Origin of the sequence: Chlorogloeopsis sp. ULAP01, from assembly GCF_030381805.1 — a bacterium.
Lineage (GTDB): Bacteria > Cyanobacteriota > Cyanobacteriia > Cyanobacteriales > Nostocaceae > Chlorogloeopsis.
In genome coordinates this window covers 68,331-93,992 of record NZ_JAUDRH010000005.1, presented here as the reverse complement: position 1 = coordinate 93,992, position 25,662 = coordinate 68,331, and the positions used below count along the sequence as shown (strand labels likewise).

Annotated in this window: 26 protein-coding genes; 19 read left to right on the top strand and 7 right to left on the bottom strand. The window is 39.6% G+C overall.

What is annotated here, in order from left to right; genetic code table 11:
• Window positions 1-77: 77 nt before the first annotated feature.
• The 3 genes from QUB80_RS11085 to QUB80_RS11075 form a co-directional block, all read right to left on the bottom strand.
• Window positions 78-347 carry a hypothetical protein gene (locus QUB80_RS11085; RefSeq protein ID WP_289789564.1) on the bottom strand — a complete coding sequence of 90 codons (270 nt, stop codon included), beginning with the start codon at window positions 345-347 and terminating at the stop codon, window positions 78-80.
• Between the two features lie 448 nt (window positions 348-795).
• Window positions 796-1,176 carry a response regulator gene (locus QUB80_RS11080; RefSeq protein ID WP_289789563.1) on the bottom strand — a complete coding sequence of 127 codons (381 nt, stop codon included), beginning with the start codon at window positions 1,174-1,176 and terminating at the stop codon, window positions 796-798.
• A gap of 66 nt (window positions 1,177-1,242) precedes the next feature.
• Entirely contained in the window at window positions 1,243-3,153 is a 1,911-nt protein-coding gene (locus QUB80_RS11075) for a response regulator (RefSeq protein WP_289789562.1), read from the bottom strand.
• Window positions 3,154-4,495: 1,342 nt separating this feature from the next.
• Between QUB80_RS11075 and ndhL the strand changes: the two genes are divergently transcribed.
• From ndhL to QUB80_RS11055, 4 genes are all read left to right on the top strand, one after another.
• The gene (ndhL, locus tag QUB80_RS11070; RefSeq protein ID WP_289789879.1) at window positions 4,496-4,717 is read left to right on the top strand and encodes an NAD(P)H-quinone oxidoreductase subunit L; all 222 of its coding nucleotides are present in this window, start codon (window positions 4,496-4,498) and stop codon (window positions 4,715-4,717) included.
• A gap of 26 nt (window positions 4,718-4,743) precedes the next feature.
• Window positions 4,744-5,055 carry a DUF3007 family protein gene (locus QUB80_RS11065; RefSeq protein WP_289789561.1) on the top strand — a complete coding sequence of 104 codons (312 nt, stop codon included), beginning with the start codon at window positions 4,744-4,746 and terminating at the stop codon, window positions 5,053-5,055.
• 93 nt (window positions 5,056-5,148) lie between these two features.
• The gene (gene trpA / locus QUB80_RS11060; RefSeq protein ID WP_289789560.1) at window positions 5,149-5,949 is read left to right on the top strand and encodes a tryptophan synthase subunit alpha; all 801 of its coding nucleotides are present in this window, start codon (window positions 5,149-5,151) and stop codon (window positions 5,947-5,949) included.
• Between the two features lie 279 nt (window positions 5,950-6,228).
• Window positions 6,229-6,873, top strand: a complete 645-nt coding sequence (locus QUB80_RS11055) for a coiled-coil domain-containing protein (protein ID WP_289789559.1) — start codon at window positions 6,229-6,231, stop codon at window positions 6,871-6,873.
• Window positions 6,874-7,083: 210 nt separating this feature from the next.
• On the opposite strand, the gene QUB80_RS11050 is transcribed toward QUB80_RS11055, so the two are convergent.
• Window positions 7,084-9,009 (bottom strand): serine/threonine-protein kinase, encoded by a 1,926-nt coding sequence (locus QUB80_RS11050; RefSeq protein WP_289789558.1) that lies wholly within the window; start codon window positions 9,007-9,009, stop codon window positions 7,084-7,086.
• A gap of 164 nt (window positions 9,010-9,173) precedes the next feature.
• Between QUB80_RS11050 and QUB80_RS11045 the strand changes: the two genes are divergently transcribed.
• From QUB80_RS11045 to QUB80_RS11030, 4 genes are all read left to right on the top strand, one after another.
• Window positions 9,174-9,677 (top strand): hypothetical protein, encoded by a 504-nt coding sequence (locus tag QUB80_RS11045; RefSeq protein WP_289789557.1) that lies wholly within the window; start codon window positions 9,174-9,176, stop codon window positions 9,675-9,677.
• Between the two features lie 794 nt (window positions 9,678-10,471).
• Complete coding sequence (locus QUB80_RS11040; protein ID WP_289789556.1) at window positions 10,472-10,897, top strand: response regulator; 426 nt, start codon at window positions 10,472-10,474, stop codon at window positions 10,895-10,897.
• A 206-nt stretch (window positions 10,898-11,103) separates the two neighbouring features.
• A complete protein-coding gene (gene uvrC, locus QUB80_RS11035) occupies window positions 11,104-13,020 on the top strand; it encodes an excinuclease ABC subunit UvrC (protein ID WP_289789555.1) in 1,917 nt (638 codons plus the stop codon).
• An 840-nt stretch (window positions 13,021-13,860) separates the two neighbouring features.
• Complete coding sequence (locus QUB80_RS11030; protein WP_289789554.1) at window positions 13,861-14,037, top strand: replication restart DNA helicase PriA; 177 nt, start codon at window positions 13,861-13,863, stop codon at window positions 14,035-14,037.
• Between the two features lie 116 nt (window positions 14,038-14,153).
• Here QUB80_RS11030 and rlmN read toward each other — a convergent pair whose 3' ends face one another.
• On the bottom strand, window positions 14,154-15,308 hold the full coding sequence (gene rlmN, locus QUB80_RS11025) for a dual-specificity RNA methyltransferase RlmN (protein ID WP_289789553.1): 1,155 nt from the start codon (window positions 15,306-15,308) through the stop codon (window positions 14,154-14,156).
• 223 nt (window positions 15,309-15,531) lie between these two features.
• Between rlmN and QUB80_RS11020 the strand changes: the two genes are divergently transcribed.
• The 5 genes from QUB80_RS11020 (at window position 15,532) to QUB80_RS11000 (ending at window position 19,252) form a co-directional block, all read left to right on the top strand.
• A complete protein-coding gene (locus QUB80_RS11020) occupies window positions 15,532-16,104 on the top strand; it encodes a peroxiredoxin (protein ID WP_289789552.1) in 573 nt (190 codons plus the stop codon).
• Between the two features lie 160 nt (window positions 16,105-16,264).
• Complete coding sequence (locus tag QUB80_RS11015) at window positions 16,265-16,753, top strand: hypothetical protein (protein WP_289789551.1); 489 nt, start codon at window positions 16,265-16,267, stop codon at window positions 16,751-16,753.
• A 2-nt stretch (window positions 16,754-16,755) separates the two neighbouring features.
• Entirely contained in the window at window positions 16,756-17,631 is an 876-nt protein-coding gene (locus tag QUB80_RS11010) for a polyphosphate kinase 2 family protein (RefSeq protein ID WP_289789550.1), read from the top strand.
• Window positions 17,632-17,980: 349 nt separating this feature from the next.
• Complete coding sequence (locus QUB80_RS11005) at window positions 17,981-18,175, top strand: DUF2949 domain-containing protein (RefSeq protein ID WP_026087746.1); 195 nt, start codon at window positions 17,981-17,983, stop codon at window positions 18,173-18,175.
• A 12-nt stretch (window positions 18,176-18,187) separates the two neighbouring features.
• The gene (locus QUB80_RS11000; protein WP_289789549.1) at window positions 18,188-19,252 is read left to right on the top strand and encodes an ATP-dependent 6-phosphofructokinase; all 1,065 of its coding nucleotides are present in this window, start codon (window positions 18,188-18,190) and stop codon (window positions 19,250-19,252) included.
• Between the two features lie 166 nt (window positions 19,253-19,418).
• On the opposite strand, the gene QUB80_RS10995 is transcribed toward QUB80_RS11000, so the two are convergent.
• Both QUB80_RS10995 and QUB80_RS10990 read right to left on the bottom strand, forming a co-directional pair.
• The gene (locus tag QUB80_RS10995) at window positions 19,419-20,438 is read right to left on the bottom strand and encodes a S66 peptidase family protein (protein ID WP_289789548.1); all 1,020 of its coding nucleotides are present in this window, start codon (window positions 20,436-20,438) and stop codon (window positions 19,419-19,421) included.
• Window positions 20,439-20,595: 157 nt separating this feature from the next.
• Window positions 20,596-21,471, bottom strand: a complete 876-nt coding sequence (locus QUB80_RS10990) for a GNAT family N-acetyltransferase (protein ID WP_289789547.1) — start codon at window positions 21,469-21,471, stop codon at window positions 20,596-20,598.
• A 149-nt stretch (window positions 21,472-21,620) separates the two neighbouring features.
• On the opposite strand from QUB80_RS10990, the gene QUB80_RS10985 reads away from it, so the two are divergent.
• The 6 genes from QUB80_RS10985 (at window position 21,621) to QUB80_RS10960 (ending at window position 25,630) form a co-directional block, all read left to right on the top strand.
• Window positions 21,621-21,998 (top strand): Lin0512 family protein, encoded by a 378-nt coding sequence (locus tag QUB80_RS10985; RefSeq protein ID WP_289789546.1) that lies wholly within the window; start codon window positions 21,621-21,623, stop codon window positions 21,996-21,998.
• A 173-nt stretch (window positions 21,999-22,171) separates the two neighbouring features.
• A complete protein-coding gene (locus QUB80_RS10980; RefSeq protein WP_336622317.1) occupies window positions 22,172-22,324 on the top strand; it encodes a hypothetical protein in 153 nt (50 codons plus the stop codon).
• 140 nt (window positions 22,325-22,464) lie between these two features.
• On the top strand, window positions 22,465-23,967 hold the full coding sequence (locus tag QUB80_RS10975; protein WP_289789545.1) for an FAD-dependent oxidoreductase: 1,503 nt from the start codon (window positions 22,465-22,467) through the stop codon (window positions 23,965-23,967).
• Window positions 23,968-24,039: 72 nt separating this feature from the next.
• Window positions 24,040-24,426, top strand: coding sequence for a nuclear transport factor 2 family protein (locus QUB80_RS10970; RefSeq protein WP_289789544.1), 387 nt, complete (start codon window positions 24,040-24,042; stop codon window positions 24,424-24,426).
• A 91-nt stretch (window positions 24,427-24,517) separates the two neighbouring features.
• Window positions 24,518-24,856, top strand: coding sequence for a hypothetical protein (locus QUB80_RS10965; protein ID WP_289789543.1), 339 nt, complete (start codon window positions 24,518-24,520; stop codon window positions 24,854-24,856).
• A 9-nt stretch (window positions 24,857-24,865) separates the two neighbouring features.
• Window positions 24,866-25,630 (top strand): phosphonate ABC transporter ATP-binding protein, encoded by a 765-nt coding sequence (locus QUB80_RS10960; RefSeq protein WP_289789542.1) that lies wholly within the window; start codon window positions 24,866-24,868, stop codon window positions 25,628-25,630.
• Window positions 25,631-25,662 lie beyond the last annotated feature (32 nt).

Sequence of the window (25,662 nt, the reverse complement as noted above, 5' to 3'; positions counted from 1 at the left end):
AAGGAACAGGGAACCGGGCTAGGGAAAACAATATGTGTAATTAATTCTGTTTAGGTACTTACGTCAGCCAAAAATTATTAATTTAAATTATCAATAGATAAAGGTTTAGTTGAATTTCTATAGTTTTCTATGATTGTTAAAATTCTATTTCTAACTAGCTGTTGCTGATAATTATAGTACTGTCTGAGTAATTCAAGCTGTTGGTTTAAACGCTCAGTATCTTCAACTAATGTATTTAATTCGTAGATTATACTTGTGTATCCAGCTAAAATTATACTATCCGTAAGTGTTGAGGAAGTTTCATTTCCAATAATTTCAAAACTTTGGCGATCGCTGTTATTAATCATCGTTTTTATTCCTCAATTTAGCTTCATCCCATAACTTAAAACAAAAAAATGAGGATTTTATGAGGAACAACACCTGCGCTAGAAATTTATGTTTAAGGTAATGCTGTTAGTGACGTTACTGATTTAATGTCTTGAAAATAATTTTCGTTATGCCAAAATTCTTATCCAGACGCAATAAATCGCCTCTTCGCATCCGGATTCATACCCCCCCATTCAGAAATACCCTTTTAGTTCTAAAGACAAGCAAGTTTATTTCAAGAGCCTTCAACAGATATTTCCTTAATTCCTCATGCCCTTGTATCATACTTAGCAATCTACGAGCAGCCATCAGGCAAACCCACACCATGTTACCAGCTCCTAGCTGGTAAAGGAAACTAGAGCCGCTCTTACTCTCGCAATTGTATGGCAAAGTTTTTCTTGCATATGGTGTAAGATATCAATTCTTGTACTAAGATTTCCACCCTAGAACTTCAGCTACTACATGTGAAAGTTTTAATGGATCAAAAGGTTTAGGAATTACTCCTGCAACCCCTAGTTGAGCAAATTTATTTAAGTCAACCGTCTGTACCTTAGCTGTCAGTAAAATTACGGGAATATTTTGAGTTAAATGATTACTCTGCAATTTACCAAACAGTGCCAGCCCATCTATATCTGGCATCATCACATCTAAAAGAATAGCATCAGGATGTTCGGTTTCAGCTAAAGTTAAGCCTTTACTACCTGAATGTGCTGTTAGCACTTTCCAACACCCAAGCTTTTCCAAACAAGCTTGAATAATAGTACACAGATTTTTTTCATCATCAATTACCAGAATACATTTTGCTGACATAGCTTTACTTTTACCCTTCAAAGCTTGCTAGGGGTAAAAAATCGTTTTGAGCAATAGTATAAATCATCAACATTGATAGTAGTCATAATACTTATAGATTCTCCTTTCTAGGCGATTAAGTATACGGACGATTAATTCTGACTCTACAAATGGTTTTTTTACATAATCATCAGCTCCTGCCGCATAAACTTTACGCACAATTTCTGTATCAGAATGTACGGACAGGAACAAAACAGCTAACTGATTCCAACGAGGATCGTTACGTACAGCTTGGCATAGTTCAATCCCGCTAAAATCAGGCATTTCGATATCTAAAATCAGCAAATCTGGTGCAGTATATTCTAATACATCCCAAAATTTTTGAGAATCTTGTAATGTAGTTAGTTGTATTCTCCAAGGTGACAGCAATGCAGTTACGTGATTAAGCACTAGGGAGTCATCATCTACAATCAGGATTTTGGCTTCAGTGATATGGTTCTGGTTCAGTGCTGTTTTGACGACGGAAATTACCTCGCTAGCAAACATAGTTTTACTCAAAAAGCCACAGGCACCAAGACTTGCGGCTTCTACTCGTTTAGACAATTGATTGCAGCTAGTAAAAACTAGGACAGGAATATCAGGCTTACTTTGATTAAGTTCTGCTAAGAGCTTTAAACCATTCTCCTGTGAATCAGCGAAGGAGAGGTCTAATAAAATGACATCAGGAGAGTATTTAACAAGTATACTTCTTGCCATTTTCAAATTTGCTGCAATCTCTACTTGGAAGCCGTGGGTTTTTGCCTCCAGTTCAATTCGTTCAATTAACATAGCATCGTCGTCAATTATTAGTAACCGCCTAGAAGAAACTCTAGAGGAAGAACTAGCGGCAGGCATTGATGATTGCTGATGCAGTATTTTTTTCAGTGATTTAATTAATTCCCCTAACTGCAAGGTTATACTTTGCTTTGGAGTAGTTTGAGTTTCCTCCAGCAATCTTTCAATTTCCCTTGCTATTTTTGAACCTTCCAAAAGACTGTAGCATCCTAAAGAACCGGCTAAACGATGGGCTTGTGCCGTTGCTTGCTTGAGTAAAGTGTGATTTAGCGTTGCGTCTAATAACTGGGCTTGTACCTGCTCAAATAATTTAATCTGTTCTCCTAGAGTCTGTTTAAACTCTTCCCACATATTTGCTACTACAGCCATCACTTTTGCTTCGGCTTGCTGCTTTTGTGCCAACTCATAACAAGGAGTTATTTGATTAACTGTTCCTCTATGGGAGTCTAAAATCCCCTGTTCCTTTTGAACTGATTTATCCTTTTCCTCTTCTGTGAGGCGATAACCCAATCCATAAACTGTTTCTATTAAATCTACCTTCATCCCAGCTATTTTTAGTTTTTGCCGCAAACCTTTAATTTGAGTTGTAACAGCTTCCTCGCCAGGAAATTCAACAGAAGACCATATTTTATCTAGTAAAGCTCTTCTACTATATATCCTATGAGGATTACGAAGAAATAATTCTAGTAATCCATATTCTTTTGGAGTGAGATGGAGATGCTTCGTAGTATAAGTAACTTCTTTGGTATTGGTATTAATCTGCAAATTTTCCCAAGCTATTATTGTTGGTAAAATTTCTTTTCCCCTACGCAATAAAGCTTTTATTCGTGCAATTAATTCTGATATATCAAAGGGTTTAGCAACATAATCATCTGCACCAGCCTCTAATCCCGTCACACGCATACTAATGCTATCCTTGCCAGTCAAAATTAAAATTGGCATTTGATAGCCTGCACAACGAATTTGGCGACAAAGACTGATACCATCTAATCCTGGAAGCGAAACATCCAATAAAAGCAGATCGTAATCTACTTTTTTTGCTAACTCCAACCCTATTTGGCCATCATTTGTAGTCTCAATCTGATAGTTAGAATTTTTAAGTGCTGCTACAACTACTGAGGTTGTAAATTCATCATCTTCTACCAAAAGAATTTTCATGGACATTTTTCTTCTGTATTTAGATTACAGAAACTAACAGAAATTATATTCTTGCCTATTGTCTAAATAAAAACTAAATTATGCAAACCAATCTTGAATATGACAAATCAATTCGGTTTTCTCTGTAAAGTTTATTTTATTTAGTTCTTTGGAATTGATTCTTTGCACGCAATGTTATATCAAATCATGAATAATGTCATTGACTAGTAGCAAATGACTCAAAGCTATGCTCATCCGTATTAGTACGATGAGTAGGAAATTATGAAGATTTATCTTTAAGAGATTATTTATAAAGTAAACCCTAATTTGTAGTATTTATTGGTGCGTTACGGCTAATCTGACTCTCTTAAACGCTCAAATCCCTAAACAGTCGTAACACAACGGTAATAAAACGAGAACTCAGAGCGGCGGCTACTTAACAGAAGCCACTTAACGTCTACCGCCGAAGTGCGTTAGCTCCTTGCTCCGCGAGGCTCTGAAGTTGGGTGGGCAGAACATCTGACCATTTTTTACCTCCCCTACTTAACATTAACTTTATAAATAGCCTTTAAATAAATTTTTGAGTGATAGCGATCGCGTACTTAAAAGAAAAGATTGCGGAGGCTTCAATATTGAAATTTTCTATCTAATGTAAACAGTTTGAACAATCAATTTCAACTTTTTACAAGTTTCAAAAATACTCTTTGATTATATTTACTTAAAAGTGGGGGTGGAGGGACTTGAACCCTCACGACCTTTTACGGTCAACGGATTTTCATTCTCCTGCAACTTTCGCCACTGCCTAATAGCTTTATCAGCTTTAGACTTTGAGAATTGGACTCTCCCTTTACCCTCGACTTTACGTTAGGGTAGCTCCCGTCAAGTCTCTGCACCTTCCAAACTAGCCTTTTGTTAGTAATTATTTGCTAGCTACAAATGACTAATGACAAGTGACGAGTTTGGCTTGGCTCAGGATTGCCTTGTCTGTTACCAGATTTAGGTTTCCCTGAATTTGAGAGCTTACACTCAAAGGATTTCTCCTTTAAGGCTCAATTACTTAAGTCCGTAGCGTCTACCATTCCGCCACACCCCCATATTAATTTGGGAGTCACTTTTTAATTTGTGAGGCATTAAACACCTCCTCGATCTATTGCAACATCATTTGCGTCATTTGCCAACTAGTAACTATAAAAAATTTTTCTGGATAACCGAACTTTTTTAAAAAAAGGCAGAAAATTCTCCTTGCCAGCTTGAAGATTAAATCGTTAAGAGCGCAAAAGCAATTAACAGTACTTTCCTGGTGACGAGCTTTCAGCCTATGATGGAAAGGAAAGATGCACCCGTTGGTTATTGCTGTATTAAACTCATGATGGAATCTATGATGGTACCGCTCCTGTACCTGATTTTGGCTGGAGCTTATCTATTAGTCATACCTGTGGCTGTGCTGTTCTATCTAAACAAACGTTGGTATGTGGCTAGCTCCATAGAGCGTGCATTTATGTACTTTTTGATATTTTTCTTCTTTCCAGGTTTATTAGTTCTGTCACCGTTTGTGAATCTTCGACCCAAGCGGCGGCAAATTGAAGCTTAAATTAACAATGGTAGGTCATAAGACTTATGCGACGCATTGACGCTATTGGAATTGGCTTAGGCGTTTTTATTGCAGGTGGCTTGGTGTATTTACTCCTACAACTAGCAGGCTTAGATAGTTTGAATGCTGGTATTTGGAGTCAAGCCTTGCTAGTCGGTGGATTAGTTGGCTGGTTGCTGACATATCTTTTCCGTGCAGTGAGTCACAATATGACCTACCATAAACAACGCGAACAATACGAAGAAGACTACTTGCAAAAGCGCTTAGAAGAACTTTCCCCAGAAGAGTTAGCGAAAATTCAAGCTGAAATAGAACAGGAAGAACAACATAAGGTGTAAATTAGTTATCTGTCATTCGTCAGTCGCTACAAGTCGCTTAACCCGCAAGAGCGCGCTGGCTCCCAATGACTACTTACTATTTACTAATTACTAATGACTGCGATTTCCGATTGCTTTGAAAACCTGGCACGTAACCGAGAGTGCGCTTTAATTCCCTTTATTACTGCTGGCGATCCAGATATAGAAACCACAGCAGAAGCTTTGCGAGTTTTGGATCGCAGTGGTGCGGATATAATCGAACTTGGTGTTCCCTATTCTGATCCTCTGGCTGATGGGCCTGTTATTCAAGCTGCTGCTACTCGTGCTTTGCAAAGGGGAACAAGTTTAGATCAAGTGCTGGAAATGCTAAAAGCTACTTCTCCTAGCTTGCGAGCGCCAATTATTCTTTTTACTTACTATAATCCCATTCTTAACCGTGGTATAGATACATTTCTCCAGCAAGTTGCTAATGCTGGCGTGGCTGGCTTAGTCGTGCCAGATTTACCTTTAGAAGAAGCTGCAACCTTGCTCAAACCTGCTGCTGAAATTGGAATAGATGTCACTTTGTTGATTGCTCCTACTAGTTCCAGCGAAAGGATCGAAGCAATTGCTCGCGCCTCTCAAGGATTTATTTATTTAGTCAGTGTCACGGGTGTTACAGGTATGCGATCGCAAGTTGAAACACGAGTATCTGATTTATTAAATAAAATACGTAATTATACTACTAAACCAATTGGCGTAGGTTTTGGAATTTCCCAAGCAGAACAAGCTCGTCAAGTGAAAGAGTGGGGAGCAGATGCTGCAATTGTTGGCAGTGCTTTTGTAAAACGCCTGGCTGAAGGCACTCCACAGCAAGGTTTAAAGGCGATCGCTGAATTTTGTCAAACACTCAAAAGCGCGATCGCTAACCCGTAAGCAAAAGCAAATAGCAATTTGAACGAGACAAACTGGGAAGGTAGATTAAAATGTTTAATAATCAGAGTTTTTTTACCTTCCTTTGTAGACATTTTGAAAAATATAGTTTTGAATATATAAAGCAGATATCAAGCGGTAACAAGGCAGGTTTGATCGCTGATCCGGATTTAGATGTTATTTAAAGTACAGTACTTTAGAATGTAAATTTTATGATTATGAGTGTTAAAGTATATCGGTCACAAGCGATCATAGTGGCTTCGCTGACTAGAGGTAAAGGCAATGAGTGAGAGTATGGCATTTATCGGCGGTGTTGCCGTAGCGGGGCTAGCGGCTATTTTGTTGTTAAAGGGAACTGGAAATCCTCTGCAACAGCCAAACATCGCAGTTGCTCCACAATTGCCAACTACTATGATGCCTGGAGTTATACAGCAGCCACCGACATATAATCCTTACGCACCACAACCTGTTGCTCCAACACCTGCAAGTCCAAATCCTGATGAGCGTTTAGCAATGGAACGTCTCAAAATGGAAAATGAGGGGCTAAAGAAGGAAAACGAGCAACTCAAAAGTCAAATGCAGCAGTTCCAAGCCCAACTCCAACAGGCTTACAACTATCAGTTGCAATTAAATGCACAGCAAAACCAAAATGCAGCGTCACGCTTGCAGCAATCTGAAAATCCCTGGTGGTCTTCACCTATAGTATGGGCAGTGGGAGGTATGTCTTTAACTATCGGCGGAGGTATTGTTGTTGCTGGGGTATTATCTTTGTTTTCTCCTAAACAACGACATACTCGTACAGTCCAAGTTATTCATCCTTACAATGGTTCTGGTACACCATTAGTTCCAGTACGTCGAGCTGAGTTTTTACCACCTCACACCGAAGTAAGACGAGTTAATGCGCCAGAATACGAGGATACCTACTAAGTAGTTTGAAACCAGTTAAAGTATATCCTATTGAAAAACGCTTTCCCAAAATACAGACGTGCGAAAAATAATTTTCTCATGCTTATTTTTCATGTTTTTTTATAGTAAAAAATATTAAATATTTAATTAGTAAATAAAAAATAGATACCCGACTTCTTTAAGAAGTCGGGTATCTTACTCTTAAATTAACCACTAAATATTTTATTATCTTTACTGTTTAGTTGATTCAGTAGTGGAAAGCTTGTCCTGAGAATTATTATTCGACTTGGTTATCTGAGGAAGCTTTTGTTTAGCTATATTTTCGGCAGCTTGTTTAAATAATGGCTCTATTTTGTTTCGCCAATATTGAATATTTGGCAAATTTTCAGGATTGTCTTTGTAAGCTAAAACCTTATCCCATTGACCACTATCTAATGCTTTATTAATCTCGTTGAAGAAAGCTTCTGACTTTGCCCAATCTTGTTGCCATTGATTTAACATTTCTGTCGTTTGTTTTAAGCCAGAAGGATTTATAGGAATAGACTTAACTAATTCAACTGCACCTTGTAAATCTCCAGATTCATACTTCTTTCTTGCTTTTTCTATAGTCTGGGTAGATGTTTTGTGTTGTGAGTTTTCTGACTCTAATTTTGCAGATAAAGAAGCTGGTTCTGATGTTTCTGTGGAAGAAATTTTGCTATCCACAACAGATTTTGATGAGGAAGTTGAGAGAAAACCAATCAAGTCAACATCGTTTACAGTTTTCACAGCAATGCCCTTATCTCGCAGACAAGTAACCCATCCATCTTTATTTTTGATATGAACTTGTTCTATCCAAGCCCGCTCCGAGTCAAGTCTTACTTCTACCCAACCGCGTTTTGTCCTTTTTCCTGTCACTTCTAACTTCTTGCCCTGGTTAACTTTTTGCACGATGTTATCACTGGCGATCGCACTCGGCTCTGAACGGATATTTGCTTGCTTTGCTCCAACAACAGCTAAACAGGTGGGCGCTGTAATGATGTCATTTCCTCCTGTCACGTTCGCAGCAAAATTTTGTGCATTCTTAACTACCAACGGAGCAATAGCAGCAGCACTACCTGCCAAAAATACTAGAACAAATAGCTGCAATAAGTCAGGGCCATTAGAAGAACTCCTGGAAACAGAAGTAAGTGGCTTGGTGGCTGCTTCTGGTGGTGCTGGAGATACATTATTTGCTGGCGCGAGGGCGATGGTTTTCTGCTGAGATTGGCGTGATGGGAAAGTAGTTGCCCCATAACTGAGATTTTTGCGATATTCTCCAATTTGAGAGCGGATATCAATTGCTTGCAGTGCTTGCAAAGCTTCTTGAGCGCTTTGATAACGATCCTTGAAGTGATAGCGTACCATTTTGCTCAAAACCGCCGCCAAATCTTGGCTGATGGGTACTAAGTGCTGCCAGAGAATTTCGCCTGTTTGGGGATCTTCTTGCATTTCTACTGGCGCTACTCCCGTTAGTGCTTGAATGGCTATAATGCCCAAAGCGTAGATATCACTATTAGGGCGGGGTTTGCCTTGCCCTTGTTCTGTGGGCATATAACCGGGAGTACCAATAGCTACCGTAGCAGAGAAGTACCCGGCGGCATTGAGAACTGATGTTTGAGTAGCATATTCGGAGGGTGTACGCAATTTTTTCACCGCCCCAAAGTCTAATAAGACTAATTTTTTGTCTGCGGCACGGCGGATAATATTATCTGGCTTAATGTCGCGGTGAATTACACCATGACTGTGAACAAAATCTAAGATATTTAAAATTTCTGTTAACAAATCGATGACTTCCCCTTCAGTCCAGTTTTCACTAGATATCATTTCATCGCTAAGGGAATGCCCTTCAATAAATTCCTGTACCAAGTAAAATTCTTGATTTTCGTCAAAGTAAGCCAACAGCCGGGGTATTTGATCGTGGTTACCCAATTTTTCTAAAGTTTCGGCTTCGCTTTCAAATAGGCGTTTAGCTGTATCAAACAAGGAGGGAGCGGCGCTGATTGGCTTGAGGTGCTTAACTACGCAGATCGGATTACCCGGACGTTTTGTATCCTGGGCAATGTATGTTTCACCAAATCCTCCTGTTGCTAGGACTTGCATGACTTGGTATCGATGGTCTAGTAACTTGCCAATCATATTCCCTCCCCAGTATTAACACCCATTTTCTCAGGATGGTAATAAATATCTCCAAAATTTCCTCGATAAAATCCGTTATCTTGAGAAAAGATTTGGATGTAAAACACAATATTTTAGTCAATAAACATTGTTAATTTTGATTTCAATATCATTTTTTAGTAACCATGCCACCTAAAATAACAAATTCAGTCGCGTGGCGGCAGGCTGAACTCCTCATGCAACCTGCTTTCATTCGCGTTGTGGATAATATTCGCAAGTTGCTTGATGTATCTGCTTGGAAGGGAACTTACCAGGATGTGCTGATTTGGCCCCCAAATACCAGCGATGAGACAAAAGCAGTTGTGACAAGACTTTTACAAGAACTAGAAGCCGCAACTCCTGAGAAAGCACTTGAAATTAGAGAGACTCTTGCCCGTCTACCAATGCCCCATCCAGGATATCATCTGTGTTTACAGCGTCAAGAGCAACAAGTAAGTGTGGATTTATGGGAATTGTGTTACCGAGTGTGTTTTCTTGATTACAATTCCTTAAGTGATGAACCAGTTGATATTGATACTAGTTTAATCGATGAAACGGGTGATGTGGATTGGAATGCTCTAGAAACTAAAACGAAAGGGTTAGTCGAACAAGTATTTGCAAGTTTACCTCCAGAAGAACTTCACCCTTAGAACGTGTTGTCAAATCTCACGAGCCTTCAGGCTAGCTTGAGGCTACGCGGACAAAGCCTGCCTCCGCAGGTCAAAATCTTAATTTTTATAGTCCGTGTCGGCGGACTACCCTTCAGGGAGCCGCTTCCGCGTCTACGTTTTTATAGCCGCACCCTTCAGGGTATCGGCTAGTTGGAAAATAGGCCTTAGCCCTTTTTTGCAAGTGGAAAGGGGATTTTTTTCTAAACCACCAAGAACAGATAAACGCGGAAGCGGTTAATTGCCCAAGCGACTCTCTACCCACTGGAAAGGGGATGAAAAAACGATAAACAGAGTAGATTCTTTTAATTAATGATGGCTGTTTTGCAGAAGTTGAAGAGAATTCTAAAAATTCTCGCTTTTGACTTCAAAATAGGAACTAGAGAATAGAAGTTTACATAATTTCTTTATGAGATTAATTATATGAGCTTCTGACTTCTGAATGCTTTTATGATTAAATTTCTTACTTGTATGTAGAGTGCTCTGGAAGCTTACTCTCTAAAATATTTAAAAATAATAACTTAGTACAAGTTTATAAAACATTTCTTTAAGATATGTTTAACTTGCAGTTAAATTTGGATTTTGAGTATAGTATTCTGGAACGCAAACTTTTTTAGTCAGCAGAAAGTATAATTTAGTGTCGCAATAATATTTTTATTTCTAATTCTAACTGTTTTAGGCAAATAAAATACTCTAACACCTAATAAGTTTAGCAGCAATTTTTTTATATTTTAGCAAGAATTGTTGACTTTTAACCTAAAGATGTATAGGTAAAAATGACAGCACAGTTACTTAAAATTCAGCAGCAATTGTCACTCAAGAGAGGACGAAGAATCTTATTAATAGAAGATAATGATATTAACAGAATGTTACTCAGTGACTATCTAATTCACTTTAGATATGAAGTTCAGAGCTTGGCAGGAGGTTCTGATTTGATTTCTACTATCAAGAAATTTCAACCAGATTTGATTTTATTAGATTTAAAATTACCTGATATTGATGGTTATTCTTTATTAGAAAAAATACAGCAAGAAACAGATATATCACTGACACCAATTTTTGTAGTTTCAGCCTTTGCTTTTAAAGAGGATCGGGAACGAGCAATCAAACTAGGTGCTCGTCGCTACTTTGTCAAACCTGTAAACTTGATTGAGTTAATTTTGGCAATCGAAGAAGAATTAGCTTGTAAACTTTTCCAGTAAATTGGCGATATAGAAAAATATACAATCAATAAAATTTCATAGTAATTTTACTTAAAACCAATATATTCTCATCTTGCACTAGTTCCAATAGCCTTCAAAGCCCTCGTTACCAGGTTCAACCTGGTAACGAGAACTATCGATAAAATTTCATAGTAATTTTACTTAAAATAAATATAGGTGAATTATAAAGTTGCCAAACTTTGGTTGTGACAACATCTGCTCAAACACTACCACTAATTAAAGAACCAGAACGTCTAGAAAGCCGTTTAGCCGAAATTCCGCCAGAACCTGGAGTGTATATGATGCGAGACAGGAGCGATCGCATTATATATATAGGTAAATCTCGGAAGTTGCGATCGCGTGTTCGTTCTTATTTTCGAGAATCACAAAAACTCAGCGAACGCATCGCCACAATGGTAAGGCAGGTGACAGAGATTGAATTTATTGTCACCGATACAGAAGCGGAAGCCCTAGCGTTAGAAGCTAACCTGATCAAGCAGCACCAACCTTATTTCAACGTGTTGCTGAAAGATGATAAAAAATATCCTTACGTTTGTATCACTTGGTCAGAAGATTATCCCCGAATCTATATTACTCGTAAGCGTCAACTAGGTAAAGAAAAGGACAAATATTATGGCCCTTATACTGATTCTCACTTACTGCGGGAGATTTTGCGCTTATGTAAGCGGATATTTCCTTTGCGACAGCGCCCTCAACCCCTGTTTAAAGACCGTCCCTGTTTAAATTACGATATAGGACGTTGTCCTGGTGTGTGTCAGTTGCTGATTTCTCCAGAAGAATATCGCAAAACTGTGCAAAAAGTGGCGATGGTATTCCAAGGGCGAAGCAGCGAACTGATTGACATCCTGACAGAACAAATGCACAAACAAGCGGAGGCACTCAACTTTGAGGCGGCAGCACGGATTCGCGATCAAATTGCAGGGCTAAAGTCTCTCAATGCCGATCAAAAAGTTTCCCTACCAGATGATACGGTTTCTCGTGATGCGATCGCCGCTTCAGCAGATGCACAACACGCCTGCATTCAATTATTTCAAATTCGTGCCGGACAATTGGTGGGCAGACTTGCATTTATTGCGGAAGTACCCCCCCTTTCATCCTCCCCGCAAGCGGGGGAGAGTGAGGGAGGGTTGATGGGAGCCATCTTACAACGCGTGTTGGAAGAACACTACCAAACTGCCGATGCGGTAGAAATTCCTACGGAAATTTTGGTGCAGCATGAATTACCAGATACAGAGATACTGGCAGATGTGCTGACACAGCGTAAAGGTAGAAAAGTGACGATTGTCGCTCCCCAGCGCCAAACCAAGGCAGAATTAATCGAAATGGTAGAGCGAAACGCTCAATATGAATTGCAAAGACTGCAAAAATTGGGCGATCGCAACCAACAAGCGATGCAAGATTTAGCTGCCATCCTTGATTTACCCGACTTACCTCACCGCATTGAAGGTTATGATATCTCTCACATCCAAGGCTCAAATGCTGTAGCTTCCCAAGTCGTGTTTGTCAACGGAATCAGCGCCAAGCAACACTATCGCCACTACAAAATCAAAAATCCCACAGTTACAACCGGACATTCGGATGATTTTGCCAGTCTTGCTGAAGTTATCTGTCGCCGCTTTCGCAAGTATGCCGAAAATCCGCAATTGTCGCGAATTGGGAATCCTGACTGGCCTGATCTAATTATGATTGATGGTGGTAAAGGTCAGTTATCAGCAGTTGTAGCAGTCTTGCAACAGATGAATTTATTGGAAGACTTGCGTGTAATCAGTCTGGCAAAACGACGAGAAGAAATTTTTCTACCGGGAGAATCGGAACCACTGTCAACAGAGTCAGAACAACCAGGAGTACAACTACTGCGGAGATTGCGAGATGAAGCGCATCGATTTGCTGTCAGTTTTCATCGCCAGCAACGCAGCGATAAATTGAAGCGATCGCGTTTAGATGAAATTCCTGGTTTAGGGCATTATCGCCAAAAACAGCTTTTGGGACATTTCCGCTCAGTTGATTATATTCGCCAAGCTACACCCGCACAGATAGCTGAAGTTCCAGGAATTGGCTCGCGTTTAGCTCAGGAAATTTATGACTATTTTCATCCCGCTTGAGGTAGATAAAATCAAATGCTAGCGCTAATTCAATGCTGATAAACAGGTGAAAAGAAATGATGGGTAATTGATAAGCGGAAAAAACCCATTACCTAATTACCCATTACCCATTACCCATTACCCATTACTAATCATTAGATTAGCAAATATGGCTGAGGCTACTCATCTATTGATTGGAAGTTTTTCTTAAATTTTATCTCTAGAATTTAATTCTTTTTTTGCAGTAACAAAAAAATCATTTCAACCTAGAATTAATATTTTTTTACTCGAACTTATAATTTGTGATGTATTTACTAATTTAATCATAACGCTATTTTTGCAGCTAGATTTTAGACAAAATCTTCATTTACAGTCTTTTTATACCTAGTTTCAAAAAAATTGTGACTTAATATACAGATTTTGCACTTTTTTATAAGAGAAGATTTTACACTAGAATCACACTCAGTTTTGTGGGGGAGTAGTGTGCTAGCAAAGCCTAAAGTCAACTACATATGATTTGCTCAAGTCTTGCTAAAAGCTACTGCTGATTTTAGTAGCAATAGCTAGACGAAAAGAACTAGAGTCGCTATAGTCTCAAGCTAATCTTGGTAGGGATCGCAGAAACCATAAGCTAAGACAGCATAAACAAGCTAATTTTATATCCAAAGCTAGATGGTTATATATCTAAAGTTTAAGATAATCAAAAGAATTATAGGTTGTTAAGTTTTTCCAGGCTAAATTGATTTACCAGCTAACATAAATATTGATTTTTGTTAAGTATAGAAGATTAAAGGTTAGCCGGTTTCATTAACCTGCTTATTGTTTACAGCAAAACTAATCATGATATCCAGGGATTTAAAAATGCAGATAGTACAAAGTATTTACTGCCCCAATTGCGGTAGTAAAGGAGAAAGATATTATATTTTTGATAGGCAATTAACAAGAACTCAATGCCAAAGTTGTGACTACTTAATGGTATGTTGCACGCGTACTGGTAAAGTTATTGAAGCTTATGCCCCTGGAATTTATGCTCGTTGATGATAACGTTAATACCTAATAGCTAATGGTTAATGGCCAATAGCAATAAACTCTAAATAATGTACGGGCGGGTTGAGTGTTTTATCAAAGGATAATCAACAAAACTCGCCTTTTCTCTACTGCTTACTTGCTCGTAGTTGTCCGCAAGCAGCATCTGCTTCTAAACCACGAGAGTAGCGCACGCTCACAGCAATATGATGCTGTTTGAGAACTTTGACAAAAGTTTGAATGCGACTAGGAGTCGGACGTTTGTAGTCTACTTCAGATATAGGATTATATGGTATTAAATTAACATGACTTTGAAATCGCCGTAGTCTTTGTGCTAATTCAACAGCATCCTCTGGAAAGTCGTTAACATCCGCAAGAAGAACATATTCAAAAGTTACACGTCGTCCAGTAATTTCCACATACTCGCGACATTCAGCTAGCAAATCTTCAATTTGATAGGCACGGGCGCTAGGAATGAGTTTTTCTCGTAGTGCTTGGTTAGGAGCGTGGAGACTGACTGCGAGGGTAACTTGTAATTTGTGCTGGGCAAATTTACGAATGTGATCGCTTATTCCCACTGTAGAGACAGTCATGCAGCGCTGCCCAATACCCACATCTTGATTGAGAGATTTAATCGCTCCTAAAACATGATCTGAATTTAACAGTGGTTCACCCATACCCATAAATACGATATGACTCACTCGCTGCTGAAAATCTTCCTGAACAGTTAATACCTGATCGATAATTTCGTGCCGTGCCAAATTGCGCTTATAGCCACCTTTACCAGTCGCACAGAAATCACATCCCATCGGACAACCGACTTGAGTTGAGACGCAAACTGTCAACCGTTCTAGGGATTTTGGATCTGGGAATTTCTCCACTTCCCCCCGTCTTTGCGTCTCCCCCTCTCCCCTGCTTCGATAAGTTGGGATACCGACTGTTTCAATGATATATCCGTCTGCTAGTTGCAAAAGATACTTAACAGTGCCATCGGGAGCAACGGAGCGGTAATGGATTGTAGAGCGCCCAATTGAAATTTCTGCAACCTCTGCCCGCCATTGTTTAGGGAATACAGAGATATCAGCAAGCGATCGCACGCCTTTATGATAGATCCATTCATGTAACTGCTTTCCTCTGTAAGCAGGTTGTCCTTTTTGTTGCACCCAAGCGGTTAACTCGGCAAGCGAAGCACCCAGTAGAGAAAGAGTTAATTCTCCTGATGCCGTATCTAGTTTTTTATTGGTAGGAGAGTTAACCCCAGGTAAAAGAGGCGTAGCAGACATAAAAAGTCACAAATTCACGGTGGCATATCTATCCTATAACCTCTTGCTAAATCTTGCTTTGACTGACTTTGCTCAAGCGTATTCCCAGTACCAGCAGCCAAGAGAACCAATCAGAACATTGGGTGGGGATACACATGATGCCTTTACCTCAGCACTGAATATTTCCTCAATCTGAAGAGACAGCATTGTAAACTTATGTTAAGTTTTATTTTGGTTTGCACTCATGATTTCTCGCCGCCATTTTTTAAGCATATTATTCGTTAGTTGTTTTGCTCTCATCAGTTGGTTGAATTTTGTCCCAACAGCTAGTGCATTGGGTGGTAAATTACCCCCTCTTAATCAACCTGCACCGTTATTTACTTTGCCGACAAACTCTGGCGATGGTGAAATTTCTCTTGAAGATTTTCGTGGTAAGTGGTTAGTTGTGTACTTTTATCCGAAAGACTTCACCCCTGGTTGCACAATAGAAGCACGTCGCTTTCAGCAAGACTTGCCTAAATATCTCGAAAAAAATGCCCAAATCATTGGTGTGAGTGCCGATGATGTAAATTCTCATGCCGAATTTTGTGATTCAGAGGGATTAGTATTTCCACTATTGGCAGATACAACGGGTGCAGTAAGTAAATCCTACGGTTCTTGGATGAGCTTTGTCTCGATGCGTCACACATTTATCATCGATCCGCAGGGTGTTCTGCGCGAGACTTTTGTCAAAGTCAATCCAGCTATCCACAGTCAAGAAGTCTTATCTCGGTTAGAGGAATTGCAAAAAACTACTGCTAAGGGTATAGGGGTATAGGGGTATATGGGAGTAGGGGATAATGCTTCCCTTACACCCTCACACCCTTTTCTTTAGTCACTAGTGATTAGTAATTAGTCTTAAACTCATAATATAAATGGGCAGAATGAGAAAAAACTGAAAACTAATAAAAGCTGATAGCTCCTTGGCGAGGCATACTATGAATGTTGAACGCAAAGTAAATTTTCAAAATCCAACAGAAGAATTAGAATTTGCTCAACCACCTGTTCCTCCTAAACCACTAGAATTGCTAAGAGATACTGAGGCTTTACTGCGTCGTCCAACAGTTGCAACCTTGGTACCACTTTTACCACCAAAGCTAGGAAAGAACTTGCAAGCTGCGTCTTGTGTTGCAGAAGATTCCTTAAAAGAGTTAGCCGAAATTGAACTAGAGAAAATTAGCGACTGGGAACTAAGAACTGCGCGTATTCGTATGGGATTAAGCTTTGTTGGTTTTGGAGCGCTGATGATAATTGTACTTTTGCTTTATCTCACCACGTTACATCCACAACTCAGTCCAGTTGAGCAAATTGGTCTATATTGGTATCAATATGTTTGGTTTGTGTGTTTGGGCGTAGCGGGAATGTTTATTCTCGGACGAGAAGCAATGCGTCCTACTGAAAAGCCTCAAAAATTCAATCAACGCTGAGTATGAATGATATCAACCACAACCATTTAATTGTTAAACCTGGTTCTAAAATTTTATTAAAAGATTATGACCCTAAATATACGGGTAATTTCCAAAGTAAGGTTGATGCACAAGGCAAATTAGAAGCAGGCGTTCAGCAACTAAGAAAATATCAAGACGTTCTGTATGCTCAAAATACTTATGCTTTGTTAATTATATTTCAGGCAATGGATGCCGCTGGTAAAGATAGTACGATTAAGCATGTGATGTCTGGTGTCAATCCGCAAGGCTGTCAGGTATTTAGCTTTAAAGCACCAAGTGCAGAAGAGTTAGATCATGATTATTTGTGGCGATCAGCCAAATCATTGCCAGAAAGAGGACGAATTGGTATTTTCAATCGTTCATACTATGAAGAAGTTTTGATAGTTCGTGTTCATCCTGAACTCCTACAAAAGCAACAATTACCTGAATCCTTCAAGGGAAACTATATTTGGAAGCAACGATTCGAGGAAATTAACAATTTTGAAAAATATTTAGTAAATAATGGCATTATAGTTATTAAATTTTTTTTAAATGTTTCTAAAACAGAACAAAAGAAACGTTTTTTAGACCGAATTGAATTGCCAGAAAAAAATTGGAAGTTCTCAATCAGTGATGTTCAAGAACGTGCTCACTGGGATGATTATATGGAAGTTTATGAAGATGTTTTCAATCATACCAGCACAGATTGGGCTCCTTGGTATATTATTCCTGCCGATCGCAAATGGTTCATGCGTCTTGCTGTATCTGAAATTATCTGCTCAAAATTAAAAGACCTTAATCTAAAATATCCGACGGTAAGCGATGAACACAAACAGCAACTTTTGCAGGCAAAAGCAATATTAGAACGAGAAGATTAACTGTAGAGTGAGAAAAAGATAAAAATTTTAAAATTCACCTTTGTTGCGATAGTGATATTATGCCTATTAATTAACTAAAATATTGCCAATCCAGATAGAATGCTGCTTTTTAACCATAAATACTCATCGTAAAGCTACATCAAAAGAGCTTTTTGTTCACTAGGGTAAGCAAAAAGGAGTACTCAACTGGATTGAACATTATTTAATCAAGGCTATACAGAAACCCATACTTGACCGCACGTTATGTATGGCTGATTTTGAAAGCCAAGCTTAATCTCATCAAATCCTCACAAGTTCCTCAGGTTTATAGCTTAATCTCATGAGTATTGCCCAAGGAGAGGTGGCAAGTATGGAAGCAAGTAAACTTGCAAAATTCCTTAGTTTTTTGCAAGAAGATTTAGCGATTCCAGCAGATGATCTGCAATTAGCATTGCGGCATCCTGAACAAAATCCAAATTTGTTACCAATAATTCTGTGGCAATATGGGTTGGTAACGTTGAACCAGCTAGACTTGATTTTTGACTGGTTGCAGGGGAATGGTTGAGGTTAAGCCGCAATGAAAACAAAAAAACGTGTTGGTATTCTTACCAGTGGCGGCGACTGCCCCGGATTAAACACCGCAATTAGAGCTGTTGTTAGTCATGCCACCCTGACTTATGATTGGGAAGTGGTGGGCATTCCCTACGCCACAACGGGACTTTTGGAGAAAAAAACAGTTCCTCTATCGATGCATGGTTTAGATTTACACGGTATCGATCCTTTACTGTGCATAGGCGGAACAATTCTCGGCAGCATCAATAAAGGAGATACCCTGGCTCATGTTAATGAAATTCTAGCTGGTTATCAGGCTTTAGAACTGGATGCCTTGATTGGTATTGGTGGAGACGGTAGTTTAGCAATTCTTAAAGAGCTACAATCTAAAGGCGATTGGCAGTTTATTGCCATCCCAAAAACTATTGATAATGATGTGGCATTGACAGAAAGAGTAGTTGGATTTGATACTGCTGTGAATACAATTGTTGATGCCCTAAATCGTTTGACTTTTACTGCTGCTAGTCACGATCGCGTTATGATTGTAGAAGTAATGGGGCGTACTGCTGGACACTTGGCGCTACAGGCAGGAATTGCAGGTGGAGCAGATATCATCCTGATTCCGGAAATTCCTTACTCAATTCAAGAAATTTGCCAGCATCTTGCAGAATTACGCGATCGCAACTGGCGTCGATTTGCAATTATTGTCGTAGCAGAAGGCATTCGCATCGCTGAAGATTCATCTTTGCAACCAGCCTGTGAAAAGCCAACTTGTGGGATGGGGCAGTATATCGCTGATGAAATTCGGCGTTGCAGCACTTATCCTGTAGACGTTCGAGTTTCAGTATTAGGGCATATCCAACGCGGTGGTATTCCCTCTGCTAGCGATCGCTTGATAGCTACAGCTTTTGGTAAAGCTGCTGTAGATTTGATTATCAGCGGACACACTGGTTTAATGGTATCTTGGCAGAATGGGAGAGTAGTGCCAGTTTCTTTGGATTTGGTTTTAGCAAAAAGTCCTTTACTGGTAGATCCCAATAGTTTTTTAGTAGAAACTGCCCGTTGTTTGGGTGTTTATGTGGGCAAATGAAGATAGAAGGCAGACGAACCAGAGGCTCTACTTCTCGTTACCAGGTTGAACCTGGTAACGAGGGTTGTGGGGCTGCTGCCTAGTGGCTGTTGGTAGGAGTGCAAAAAAATTTCTCCGCGTCTCTCCCTCTCCGTGTCCCCGCGTCAGCCTCAACCCGTCAATTAAGTTATCGAACCGCAGCTTCTAGCATTCGTAGTGTTCCATTGTCGGCATCTATTTCTACATCAACACCTAGAGGTATAGTAAATTTATCCTTAATATGACCAATCATCGAACCATACCAAGCAGGAATACCCAAGGGCTGGATGTGATCCTTTAATATTTGGGCTAAAGTCAGCGATGGTTGATCACCAAGACTACAATTGGTACATTTTCCAAACACAAAACCAACGATTTGGTTGAGAATACCCGCATTTTTTAACTGAGTGAGCATTCGATCAATGCGGTAAATATCCTCGCCTATATCTTCCACAAATAAGATACTATTCTGCCATGAGGGAAGATATGAAGATCCCAGCATCGCCGAGAGTACCGACAAATTACCACCAACTAATTTACCCCTAGCCTTGCCAGAGGTAACTGTTTTGCGGCTAATTTCGGTGGTGAGGGTATTTGTCATTGTCACTATTTCCGCATTAAAAAGAATGCGCTTAATATAATCCACGGTAAACTGATTCCAAGTAGATGTAGCAACAGGGCCGTGAAAAGTAATTAACCGACTGCAAGCATATATTGCTAATAAAAGGGAAGTAATATCGCTGTAACCCATAAAAATTTTTGGATGGGAGCGAATTAGGGAATAGTTAATTAGGGGTAAAATTCGATTGCATCCCCAACCACCGCGCATAGTAATAATGGCTTTTACCGAGCGATCGCGAAACATATTATTAACATCTTGAGCACGGTTAATATCTTTGCCTGCTAAATAACCGTAACTATCTAAAATATGCGCCCCTAGCTTCACCTTTAATCCTAAAGTCAATAATACTTGTTTTGCGTTTTCGATGTCTTGTGGTTCAACTATACCAGCAGGGCTGATTAATCCTACTGTGTCGCCTACTTGTAAACGTGGTGGCTTAACTAATGTATGTGAATATAATTTACCTTGAGCAGTATATACAGGAATTTGAGAATATAGAGCACCTAAACCCAAGAATTTGACAATTTTTCGGCGCTTGATGGTCATGGTGAAATATGGTATCATTTAAAACCTGTATCCAATGATAGGAAAAAAACAGAAGGTAAAGGGTAAAAGCAAAAACCTTCCCATTACTTTTACCTTTTACCTTTTACTTTTTGTGCTCTATAAAAACCGCGATCGCCAGTACCAATGTTGCGAGCCATCAACAGCGAGCGGCATGGGGTAACATAAACTTCTCTGTTTCTAGGGGGAAAGCACCGCGAACCATCAAAAAAGAATCGCCGTCAAGTAGGTGAGGAAGTGCTTGTACATCAGCATCTAAGCGTTCCGGGCAGAAATAAATTTCAACTTCGTTAATTGGTTGCGGTACTCGTTTGAGAATAGCTTCCAAAGTACATATTTGCGTTCCTACCACATCAAAAAGCTTGATTTTATTACCTTCTATCTTCATCGCCGCAATCAAATCTAAATCCTGGGCATAATACAGGGGATTGTTGCCTTCCTGGTAGCAGAATATTGCTTTCTCATTTACTATTCCCAAAATGTTAGATACTGGCTGACGTGCTTCCAAAAGTCTGTGTAGCAATTTTATATCATCGTGATCGCTAGTATTTAGCAATCGAAAGCCATCAATGCCACCTTTTGAATCACACTTGCTGATAAAAATATGTTCTTCGATCCAGCGAAAGCCAAAAGGTTTATATAATTCGGGTTGGGATGTAGTTAATACCAAGGTTTGATAGCGGCGATCGCAGTAGTTCAGTACCTCTTCCATCACTTCCCGGTAGTAGCCACGCCGTCGAAATTGGGGATGGGTGCATACACCGTGAATTCCTCCTACAACCACATCTTTTCCCATCAGTCGCATCGGAATCTCCAGAACCCCCACATGGGTAATAGCTAACTCATCGTGGAAGCGAATAAACGGGGTAGAAGCATCTTCCCAAGGAGCACCCAACTTCCGAATGCGTACTGCTGCATCCTTAACCCCAGGGAAAGCAATCTCTAGCAATTTAAAGAGGCGATCGCTTAATCTCGGATCTACAGCAAATGACTGCCGGAAGCGATACTGATTCATAGTTCGTGTACTCAACAAAAACGCAATTCTATTTTTTATGCTACACACACTACAAAATCATTTCCCGAACAAGAGGCTAAAGCTTTGAGAAATTTAGTAGGCTGTGTAGAGAAAATCTATAGCAATCCGAAATACTTAAAGAGGTAAAAATGGCGCGTAAACGCTTAATTATAGAGATGGGGATGGGAGTAGATCAACACGGACAAGATCCAACAGTAGCAGCAGCAAGGGCAGTAAGAAACGCCATTGCTAACAATGCCTTGCCTGGTGTTTGGGAAGTAGCTGGCTTAAGCGATCCAAATAACATGATTGTGGAAGTGGAGGTTGCAGTACCATACCCAGAGCAAGTAAAAAATGAAGAAGTACTTGCTGTACTACCTTTTGGGCATAAATATTTGAATGTGAAACTTGGGGGAATGGTTGTGCAAGGAAGAGCAATTGCAGAACTTAAGGATAAAAATGACGAAATGTTGATAGCTGTCGCTGCTGTTACAGTTTTGGTTGAAAATGAATGGCTGAAACAGTGATTATAAAACTTAGTTAAAAAGTGCCAATTGATTTCTGAAATGTTTCATAGAGAAGAGTAAGCAAAAGTTAATCAGGAGTAAGAAAACTATGAAAGCACAGCTAGAAAATTGAGATAGTTTTTGTCGATATTTTATATTTTTCAGATGGTGTTTATATCAGTTATCTACGCAATATGTACTCTGAAAAAGATTTGTGTTTAGCAATAAACTGGCAGATTACTCCTAACTTTTTGCAACGTGGTATTCATACTTATGATCCTTCTGGGTTTATAAGTTTTACTCTGGAAACATTTAACTTACTGATTAAAGGCGATCGCCTCCGATAGTTTTGGTACTATTGCACTCATAGTTGTTACCATATGTTCAACATTGATGTAGCAATAATCAGTGCTATTCCTCACAGATTGGCATTAATCTATACTTTTTACTAATAGTATTAACTCTTGAAATGATAGCAAACCAAAATATGAATTCTGAAAAATTATTTGCAACCAATACAACTCAATCTTCTAAAGATAACGTATTAATTGTAGGAGGAGGGCCAGCAGGTCTTGCCACTGCATTAATGCTAGCCAAACGCGGCTGGAAAAATATTACAGTTTTAGAAAAACGTCCTAGTGCTGACTATTATGAACTAGATAAATCATTCAGTTATCAAATTGATGGACGTGGTCAAAAATTCACCGATTTTTTAGATTTAACCCAACAACTATCAACAATTAGCGTTCCAAGTACAGAATTTTATTTAACAACAATTAAACCAAATGGTAGCCGCAAAACCTTCAAGTTACCTATCGTAGATTCAAAACGCAAAACTGCTTACTGGTTACCAAGAAGAGCATTTCTTCTATTGTTGTACCAAGAAATTGAACGGAATTGGCAAAACTACATCAAAGTACTTTTCAACACAAGCTGTCTCCAGATTAATAAAATAGCTATAAATAACGCAGAAGAAAAGCTTGAGATTATTGTCAAACAAGAAAATGGCAGTATTGTGAGATATGAACCCAATCTTCTAGTGGGTTGTGATGGTCTTAATTCTATTGTTCGTAATACCTTAAAAGAGTGGGATAACCAATCTAGTTCAGACAGATTTGAAATGAAGCTTTTTCCTTCACCTAGTTCAGGCTTGAGGTATAAAGTTTTAAGCTTACCGCCAAATTTACCTCTTGATCACAGTGGAGAAGAACACGCTGTATCGACAATGGCTTATGCGATTCGTGGGGCTTTTAAAGGGCGCAAGCGTTCTGTCTCCCTTGGTTTGTTACCGCTCAAAAACCCAGATGAACTTAGGACTGCAAATATCATTACATACCCAGACCACCAAATCTGGGAATTAAAAAACAGCGAGCAGTTATATGACTTTTTAGAGCCAGCCTTCCCCCAATTACCTATACATCAAATAGTCTCACCTCAAGAAGCGGATAGATTTGCCCAAAGTGAAGGCGGTTCTTTTCCCATTCCCCAATACTGTTCTGGATTGCACTTCCTATTAAAAACCAATCAATCTTGTGCAACTGGGATAGTACTTTTAGGAGATGCGATTCATTGCTTTCCTCCAGATATTGGGCAAGGGGTGAATTCGGCATTGGAAGATGTATGTGTCCTTAACGAGGCACTATCGAGAAGCAATGATGATATTTTACAGGCTCTGCCTCTTTATGAATCCTTAAGATTGCCTGATGTCAAAGCTTTGGTACGTCTTGCCCAAACTGCCTTTCCGTGGCAGTATAACCAAGATCCTCTGCGCAGAAACTTATGGAGTGTCAACTTTTTTCTCCGACTTTTACTCAGTCGTTTACTACCTTTTGTATTTAGCTCTCCAGCTTTCCTTCTCATCCAGAACCAGCAACTTTCTTATCAGCAAATCTGGGCTATGGCTCAACGCACAACCCAAATTTTGTATTTACTCGGTTTGATATTCATTCTTGGATATTTAGCTGTAGTTTTGAAATTAGCAGAGATTTAATGATTGCCTGTAGAAATAGCAGCTATCCGTGACAAAATAAGAGCTAGTCTGAAAATCTAAGAAACTAACACAATGACAGAAGAAGCAATAGAAAGCGTTGTTTCTAGCTACTTTGCCAACATTGCTGCAATGAACGCCGAAGGTTGGGTGGACAATTTTGCAGAAGATGCTGTTAGTTACGATCCCGTTGGAGAGCCACCGACAAAAGTTCATGAGGGATTTCGTGCTTTGATCGGGCAGTTGCAAGCAGTGTTTGAGAAACTAGAACCCACTACAGAGCATATTTTTATTGCAGGCAATGAAGCAGCCGTAAAATGGACTATGCAGGGCATCAGCAAGAGTAACAAGTCAGTGACATTTGAGGGAATCACAGTTTTTGAGATGAATGAGGCTGGCAAAATTCAAACCACTCGTGCTTATTGGAATCCAGCAGCGATGGTAGCGCAACTGCGTTCTTGAGGAGCGGCTGTGCGGTAAACTAGAGGCATAGGGGTGGAAGTCTCTGATAGTAAGCCTGAATCAATGACTAACCTTCACCACTCCAGTAACAATGTCTCAAGAGAATAACGAAGCAATCAAAATTCAAGAACTCTACAAACTCAAACCAGTACATTTTGCTGATTTAATCAGAGCTGTACAATTGATTTTTGATCCAGCCAGAGGAATGTCTGGTATATACAGAGAAGTTGATTGGAAAGACTTTGGCATTCCCGATGATGTGGTGGAAAATTTGAAAGCTCTCGGTAAGGAATATCGATATGCATCTCCCCACATTCCTCCAGAAATTATTTGGAGTAAATTAACTCCCCAAGCGCGAATTTGGTTTCTAGAAAATAAAGAAGATTTGTGGCAATTTGAGGAATTTTTTCCCGCTCTGGATGAAGATTAACTTTCTACTATGAACCTACCTGCACCAATTTTTGAACTCAAAAACGTCACCCAAAAATTTAATCAAGTTCCATGTCTGATTGATATCAACTTGCAAATTTACCCTGGTGAGAGAGTTGCCCTTGTTGGTTCTAGTGGTGCAGGTAAAAGTACGTTAATTAGCTTACTCAATGGTACACTACAACCTACACAAGGGGAAGTATGGGCATTTGGCCGCAATTTGGCACGCACGCGCCCTAAGTCACTGCGGCAAGTACAACGACAAATTGGTACAATTTATCAGCAATTTCATCTAGTAGATAACCTACGAGTAATTCACAATATTAATGCTGGCAATTTAGGGCGATGGTCATTTTTGAAAGCAGCTATTTCTTTAGTTTATCCCTTAGAAGTGGAAACAGCAGCTAAAGCATTAATGCAGGTAGGAATTCCAGAAAAACTGTACGAGCGCACCGATCGCCTGTCTGGGGGACAACGACAAAGAGTAGCGATCGCCCGTGTTTTAGTACAAAATCCCGTTGTGATTGTTGCCGATGAACCAATCTCTAATCTTGATCCAGAACGCAGTCGGGAGATAATGAATCTGTTAAGCAATATCAGCCAACAAACAGGCAAAACATTGCTCACTAGCATACATGCAATCGAGTATGCCCGCAGTCACTTCCAGCGAATTATTGGTTTGCGCCAAGGCAGAATTCTATTTGATGCACCCACAGAGGAAGCATCAATGAAAATGGTGGAGGAGTTGTATAGGATTGAACCACAGAGGCGCTGAGAACACAGAGCAAGAGGTAGAAAGACAAGCGT

Bases quoted from the DNA above. Each gene is read 5' to 3' on its own strand.
- QUB80_RS11085 (WP_289789564.1), bottom strand. From the start codon at position 347: ATGATTAATAACAGCGATCGCCAAAGTTTTGAAATTATTGGAAATGAA.
- QUB80_RS11080 (WP_289789563.1), bottom strand. From the start codon at position 1,176: ATGTCAGCAAAATGTATTCTGGTAATTGATGATGAAAAAAATCTGTGT.
- QUB80_RS11075 (WP_289789562.1), bottom strand. From the start codon at position 3,153: ATGTCCATGAAAATTCTTTTGGTAGAAGATGATGAATTTACAACCTCA.
- ndhL (WP_289789879.1), top strand. From the start codon at position 4,496: ATGGAATCTATGATGGTACCGCTCCTGTACCTGATTTTGGCTGGAGCT.
- QUB80_RS11065 (WP_289789561.1), top strand. From the start codon at position 4,744: ATGCGACGCATTGACGCTATTGGAATTGGCTTAGGCGTTTTTATTGCA.
- trpA (WP_289789560.1), top strand. From the start codon at position 5,149: ATGACTGCGATTTCCGATTGCTTTGAAAACCTGGCACGTAACCGAGAG.
- QUB80_RS11055 (WP_289789559.1), top strand. From the start codon at position 6,229: ATGAGTGAGAGTATGGCATTTATCGGCGGTGTTGCCGTAGCGGGGCTA.
- QUB80_RS11050 (WP_289789558.1), bottom strand. From the start codon at position 9,009: ATGATTGGCAAGTTACTAGACCATCGATACCAAGTCATGCAAGTCCTA.
- QUB80_RS11045 (WP_289789557.1), top strand. From the start codon at position 9,174: ATGCCACCTAAAATAACAAATTCAGTCGCGTGGCGGCAGGCTGAACTC.
- QUB80_RS11040 (WP_289789556.1), top strand. From the start codon at position 10,472: ATGACAGCACAGTTACTTAAAATTCAGCAGCAATTGTCACTCAAGAGA.
- QUB80_RS11030 (WP_289789554.1), top strand. From the start codon at position 13,861: ATGCAGATAGTACAAAGTATTTACTGCCCCAATTGCGGTAGTAAAGGA.
- rlmN (WP_289789553.1), bottom strand. From the start codon at position 15,308: ATGTCTGCTACGCCTCTTTTACCTGGGGTTAACTCTCCTACCAATAAA.
- QUB80_RS11020 (WP_289789552.1), top strand. From the start codon at position 15,532: ATGATTTCTCGCCGCCATTTTTTAAGCATATTATTCGTTAGTTGTTTT.
- QUB80_RS11015 (WP_289789551.1), top strand. From the start codon at position 16,265: ATGAATGTTGAACGCAAAGTAAATTTTCAAAATCCAACAGAAGAATTA.
- QUB80_RS11010 (WP_289789550.1), top strand. From the start codon at position 16,756: ATGAATGATATCAACCACAACCATTTAATTGTTAAACCTGGTTCTAAA.
- QUB80_RS11005 (WP_026087746.1), top strand. From the start codon at position 17,981: ATGGAAGCAAGTAAACTTGCAAAATTCCTTAGTTTTTTGCAAGAAGAT.
- QUB80_RS11000 (WP_289789549.1), top strand. From the start codon at position 18,188: ATGAAAACAAAAAAACGTGTTGGTATTCTTACCAGTGGCGGCGACTGC.
- QUB80_RS10995 (WP_289789548.1), bottom strand. From the start codon at position 20,438: ATGACCATCAAGCGCCGAAAAATTGTCAAATTCTTGGGTTTAGGTGCT.
- QUB80_RS10990 (WP_289789547.1), bottom strand. From the start codon at position 21,471: ATGAATCAGTATCGCTTCCGGCAGTCATTTGCTGTAGATCCGAGATTA.
- QUB80_RS10985 (WP_289789546.1), top strand. From the start codon at position 21,621: ATGGCGCGTAAACGCTTAATTATAGAGATGGGGATGGGAGTAGATCAA.
- QUB80_RS10980 (WP_336622317.1), top strand. From the start codon at position 22,172: ATGTACTCTGAAAAAGATTTGTGTTTAGCAATAAACTGGCAGATTACT.
- QUB80_RS10975 (WP_289789545.1), top strand. From the start codon at position 22,465: ATGAATTCTGAAAAATTATTTGCAACCAATACAACTCAATCTTCTAAA.
- QUB80_RS10970 (WP_289789544.1), top strand. From the start codon at position 24,040: ATGACAGAAGAAGCAATAGAAAGCGTTGTTTCTAGCTACTTTGCCAAC.
- QUB80_RS10965 (WP_289789543.1), top strand. From the start codon at position 24,518: ATGTCTCAAGAGAATAACGAAGCAATCAAAATTCAAGAACTCTACAAA.
- QUB80_RS10960 (WP_289789542.1), top strand. From the start codon at position 24,866: ATGAACCTACCTGCACCAATTTTTGAACTCAAAAACGTCACCCAAAAA.